This window comes from Desertibacillus haloalkaliphilus, from assembly GCF_019039105.1.
Classification (GTDB): domain Bacteria; phylum Bacillota; class Bacilli; order Bacillales; family KJ1-10-99; genus Desertibacillus; species Desertibacillus haloalkaliphilus.
This window is the reverse complement of record NZ_JAHPIV010000384.1, coordinates 1-368: the sequence shown is the minus strand read 5'-3', so window position 1 is coordinate 368 and position 368 is coordinate 1. Positions and strand designations below refer to the sequence as shown.

Here is a 368-nt window from a genome sequence, read left to right as displayed (position 1 = left end):
AAAAGAGGGGAGAGAAAGGGAAAAAGAAAGAAGAGAAGGAGGAAAGGAAAGGAAGAAAAAAAGAGGGAGAAAGAAAGGGGGAGAGAAAAGAGAGGAAGGGAGGGGGAGGAGAGGGAAGAAGGGGAGGAAGGAGAAGAGGGGGAGGAGAGAGAAAGGGAAAAGAAGGAAGAAAGAAAGAAGAAAGGGGGGGAGAAAAAGAAAAAGAAGAAGAGGAGAGGGGGGGAGAAGAAAAGAGAGGGAAGGGAAAAGAGGGGGGAAAAGAAGGGAGGAAGGGAGGGAGGGGGGGAAGGAAAGAAGAAAGAAGAGGAAGAGGAGGGGGAAGAGGAAAGGGAGGAGAAGGAAGGAGAGAGGGGGAAAGGAGGAGAGAG

The 368-nt window shown here is 50.5% G+C and carries 1 protein-coding gene; it reads left to right on the top strand.

Features of this window, described 5'->3' with window-relative positions; translation table 11 throughout:
- Nucleotides 1-368, top strand: a 368-nt coding sequence (locus KH400_RS30135; RefSeq protein WP_217228414.1) for a hypothetical protein, incomplete at both ends; no start/stop codon positions are given.